The sequence below is a fragment of the Candidatus Cloacimonadota bacterium genome, from assembly GCA_020532355.1.
Lineage (GTDB): Bacteria > Cloacimonadota > Cloacimonadia > Cloacimonadales > Cloacimonadaceae > UBA5456.
This window is the reverse complement of record JAJBBD010000334.1, coordinates 1-4,766: the sequence shown is the minus strand read 5'-3', so window position 1 is coordinate 4,766 and position 4,766 is coordinate 1. Positions and strand designations below refer to the sequence as shown.

Below are 4,766 nucleotides of genomic sequence, written 5' to 3'. Positions count from 1 at the left end.
TGGCCTCAGGTGTTAAAGGCATTCATCCTCCCAGATGATATGGTTTATTCAGGCTTTAGCCTGTTGATTGGCAGTATCTGCCGTCAATATAGCGTCATCTTTTTGGATTGCCTCAATCTGTCCAGCTTTTTTGAATTGAAAGTATATCTAGGCTATAAAAACCGCTATTTACTTACTATCAATCTTTTGGTAATACCAAATCCTTCTCCTTCAACTCGGATCAGATATATCCCATTGCTCAGAGTTTTGCCCTTGGCATCGGTAGGATTCCAAATTACTTCGCCACTTTGTGCAAAATTGTTATGACACTCTCTTTTAAGTAACTGCCCCTTGATGTTGTATGTACTTATCGATAGGGGAGAAGCTTTTGCCAGAGAGTAGCGCAGAGTAGCTGTTTGTTTTACCGGATTGGGTCCAATATTTACATGAATACTTGGAATCTGGGGAGTATGAGGAAGCGATAAAGGGTTTGATAGATCGTAATAAAAGGTGTATGTGGGTAAATCTTCAATTTGGTTTAGTTGCGTTAGAAGTCCTTCTGCGTTGAAACAAAATTGAGTATCTAACATATATTGGGGAATGGAAATGCAGACATATTCTTCTTCAGGAATCTGTTCATAAGAGACGCTGGACTCACAAGGCTCCATCCACATTCCGTAAGAATCGGTAAACTGAAAGGTCATGGTGCTGATGGGATAGTTATTATTCACATAGATGGCTCCGATACTATCCAATAGATCGAGAATATAGCCCGGCATATACTGAGCGTACTTCTCGTATTCTCTACTTTCGGAGAAAGGCTGGGTTTCATACTCGTAGAAAATGCGCCCTGTGGCTTGCCAATCTAATGAATCGGTAGAGCTGTAATGGTATTCTTCCACTCTGCGACCCCGCAGATCAAGAATGTTTTCTATCTTTTGGTAGGATACGGGATCGTAGTATTTGATTACCGTGCCACTATTGCGCATATTATTATCGTAAAAGTGCCAAGCCTTCAAGAAATAATCTCCCGATTCAAGCGAATCGATTAGGCAATCTTCCAAATAGTAGCCATCATAACTAATCTTACTAATGCGATATTTTGGCATCCCGTAGAACAATTTAATCGGGCTTCTAACGATGAAGTAATCGGGATGAAGCTCCATATCTCCATCAAAGGGACGAATCTCATCGATATGCACATTGAATTCCGGTGATGCGTCTTCAAAAATGTGAACATAGTGCAAGCTATCGATACAAAGCGGATTATTATCCTGCGAGTAAAATGTTGAGGATTCATAATCAGACCAATCCGGACCTCCCGAAGCAAAGAAATGATATCCGCGCAGGAAGAATATTTCCGGATATTCCTGAGCCCATCCATTACTACAGATAAGTGCAAGAAGTACAATTATGAGCAGTGTTAATGTAGATTTTGCTCTCATTGTGTTCTCCAGACTGTAGTGTCAGAATTTGTCAGAAGTGGCAGGCACCACAGATGATAGTTCGTATTTTTACAAATACCTCTATAGTGTCAAGTATAATTATTGCGAGGGCTTTTTAGTGGTTTGACATGCTTTTATTATGGGATATTCTCGAAGATTTTTAGCTTCAAGAAACCACGACATCAAATAGTGGATAAGCCTTTAATTGAGACAACACTTCGATGGAATCTGAAGGGTCGAGATTAAGTATCCGGGTATGTTTATGTATGTATAGTTAAGATTAGATAAATTGGTGGAGGTGGCGGGGATTGAACCCGCGTCCAAAGAACAGCGCCATAAAGAATCTACAAGCTTAGTTGTCTTTAAATCTCAAGCTATGCGGTAAAGACAATCAGACCCGCAAAGCTCCAGCCGAAAATCTTAGCATGCGTATATCGGCAATCCCCGCATGAGCAGCCATACTGTTACGACGCCCAATCCTTTCCCGATGGCACGAAAAGGTTGAACGTAACCGCATTAAGCGGCTAAGAGTAAGTTATCGTTTGCAGTTAATTTGCATTTGCTACTTGTTAACGGAGTGGATAGCATCTCCGGCATGCATCTCTACCACACTGATTCCCTGTCGAAACCATGTCACCCCCTATGTAAATCAAAGACCTATAGTACATAATATTCTATAACCCAATAGTGTCAAGCACCATTTTTGCATTTGCAGCATCGCACTTAATTTGCTTAGCTTGCTTATTGCCTTAGTTTATTGGTATAAATTTGGAATGAGGAACTTATGAAAATCACAATCTGGTCTTGGAATGTAAACGGTCTGCGGGCGGTAATGAACAAAGATTTTATTCAAACCATCCGAAAGAACGATCCGGATATATTTGGTTTACAAGAAACAAAATTGCAGGAACATCAAATTCCTGAACAACTTAGCGAGCTTGGAGGATACCATCAATACTGGTCTCATGCTCAAAAAAAGGGTTATTCGGGCACAGCTCTGTTCAGCAAAATCAAACCTCTAAGTTTTGAAGACAAATTTGGCGTGGAGGAGTTTGACACTGAAGGCCGAATCAACATCGCAGAATATGATCACTTCATCCTGTTCAATATCTATTTTCCCAATGGTGCCATGAGTGATGAGCGTTTGGACTATAAGTTGCGTTTCTACGATAAGGCGTTGGAGCTCATGGAAACTAAGCGCAAAAGTGGGAAAGCAATCTTAGTGGCGGGCGATTACAATACAGCCCATAAAGAAATTGATCTTGCCAGACCTAAGGAAAATGAAAAGATATCCGGTTTTCTCCCCATCGAGCGGCAGTGGCTGGATAAAATAGTAACTTACGGTTGGGTAGATACTTATCGCAATTTTGATCCTTCTCCAGATCAATACTCGTGGTGGAGTTACAGAACTGCTGCCCGCCCGCGAAACATAGGCTGGAGAATAGATTATTTTTTTGTGGATAAAGAACATCTAAAGATGATAAGTAAAGCCGGAATTCGCCAAGATGTTATGGGCTCAGATCACTGTCCAGTGTATGTAGAGCTTATTTTGCCTTAAGAATTAGCCCTTCTGGATAGTATCCTCCGCCAAAACCAAAGCATAGCTGATAATTCCCCTTTCCAGCTAAAAAGGGAATATCTACTTCAAATGACGTGGAGCTTTTCCAGCGGATTGGTATTGGTTGTGCCCCTACCATTTCTTTATCTTCCGATACCTTATAGCTAAGGTTTTTATCTGGATATATAAGTGTTGCACACAGCTTTGTAGCTTCTTGCTTAGATAAGTATTCAAAAGAAAGCCGATATGTCTTCTTTGCATTTATTTTTTTGGGAAGCTGTGATAACAGCTTGGCAATGGGTGTGGAAAAAACTTGAGTTGCATACAGGGTCTCGCCTTTAAAAACAAGCCCTATCCCAAGATGAGTATAGTTAGGATTAAGTAAGTTTTCCCGATGCCGGGGAGATTGCATCCACCCATTTACTAAGTCTTGGGGATGGAAAATCTTAGCTGAATTTTTGAACTTTCCTAAGTTTTCGCCTATGCTAACAATAAGTAAATTTGGATAGTATTTGCTTCTGCGTTGGGCTACTTCATCGCCATTATGGTCCTTATGGGCAAAAAAACCATAGCTAAGCATATTGCGGGAATGTAAACGGGCAAGCTCTGCAAGTCCATTATCATAAGCTAAAGATGGCAAAGAGTATCGTTCTCTTTCTATATTAGATAAGCGCCATACTTCCAATTCAAACTCAGAAACTGTCATGGTGCCGGCGTTTAATACGGCGAAAGATAGCAGTAAAATTAGCATCAAGCTAAAATTAGCTTTGTTCATATATATATCTCCTGAATTTATTAAAACCTATATTCCAAACCTACTTTCCCTTCGTCAAATTTTAAATGCAGAGTATCTCTTTTCTCGTCAAAATCTGCCAGATGCGCATCCACGTAAGCATCAATAACGCTTAAAGCAGCGGTAATGGCAATCCACCATATATCGCTGGTGTACTTTTCGTGGAATTCTTCGGAGCGCGCCTTGTAAAATAGAATATCCATTGGATTACTGGATTCATGGGATTTCTTTAGCAAATGATCTGCCTCCGATTTGTTGTGTATTGCCCTTCCTATGTTCCAAGCTTGCAAACTGATAACAATCCCTGCTTTTATATATGCCTTATTATATATTTGCCCACCACCGGGTATTACAGCAGAGTATAGCATTGCCCTGCTTGGGTTTGCCGCCATTAGTATTGAGCACCATAACAGGGGTATTATCAGTAGTTTCTTCACTTTACCTTCTCAAAAAATCCATATTAAAACCAATTATCGCATAATAATCAAAAATGTCAAGCACAAAACGATAATAGATGAATATTTTAAGCCGATCAGAACCAGACCTTCGAATACTTTGGCGTTAATCCACCTAAGCTACTTTCACTTATTACTAGTAGAGGTTAACGCCGAGATTCTGCATAAAATATAGGATGATCTCTGCTTGAACCATCGCTAATGATTGTTTAATGTAGTAGGCGTACTGGAAGTAAAGCAAGATATTTTCACAAATAATGGCGCAGAAAAAAATTTTGTTAATGAGTCTTAAGTACTTTAAAAATAAGATTTACTGGCATATTGACATTCTCAACTGACTAAAATTGCTTGACGAAGATTAGATTGTTGTTCTACTGACACAATAAGCTACGGTTGAGGGGTAAAATCCAACGAACGCTTGAATGTTAAATGAGGTTTGCACCATCCGCAAGGAGACACGATGAGTTTGTTAGAAGTAATACCGGAGGGTATTCTTAAGCGGATTGCGGTATTAATTCCGCTAGTGCTTACCGTAT

At 40.0% G+C, this 4,766-nt stretch carries 4 protein-coding genes and 1 other RNA gene; 1 reads left to right on the top strand and 4 read right to left on the bottom strand.

Going from position 1 to position 4,766, the window contains the following annotated elements:
• Positions 1-164 precede the first annotated feature (164 nt).
• Positions 165-1,424, bottom strand: a complete 1,260-nt coding sequence (locus tag LHW48_11400; GenBank protein ID MCB5261052.1) for a T9SS type A sorting domain-containing protein — start codon at positions 1,422-1,424, stop codon at positions 165-167.
• A 290-nt stretch (positions 1,425-1,714) separates the two neighbouring features.
• Positions 1,715-2,065: a transfer-messenger RNA gene (gene ssrA / locus LHW48_11395) on the bottom strand.
• A 143-nt stretch (positions 2,066-2,208) separates the two neighbouring features.
• Between ssrA and xth the strand changes: the two genes are divergently transcribed.
• The gene (xth, locus tag LHW48_11390; GenBank protein MCB5261051.1) at positions 2,209-2,982 is read left to right on the top strand and encodes an exodeoxyribonuclease III; all 774 of its coding nucleotides are present in this window, start codon (positions 2,209-2,211) and stop codon (positions 2,980-2,982) included.
• Here the strand turns inward: xth and LHW48_11385 are convergent.
• Positions 2,969-3,757: a CAP domain-containing protein gene (locus tag LHW48_11385; GenBank protein ID MCB5261050.1), complete on the bottom strand. Its 789-nt coding sequence runs from the start codon at positions 3,755-3,757 to the stop codon at positions 2,969-2,971. The genes xth and LHW48_11385 overlap by 14 nt on opposite strands.
• Positions 3,758-3,777: 20 nt before the next feature.
• Positions 3,778-4,212: a DUF5683 domain-containing protein gene (locus tag LHW48_11380; protein ID MCB5261049.1), complete on the bottom strand. Its 435-nt coding sequence runs from the start codon at positions 4,210-4,212 to the stop codon at positions 3,778-3,780.
• Positions 4,213-4,766: the final 554 nt, after the last annotated feature.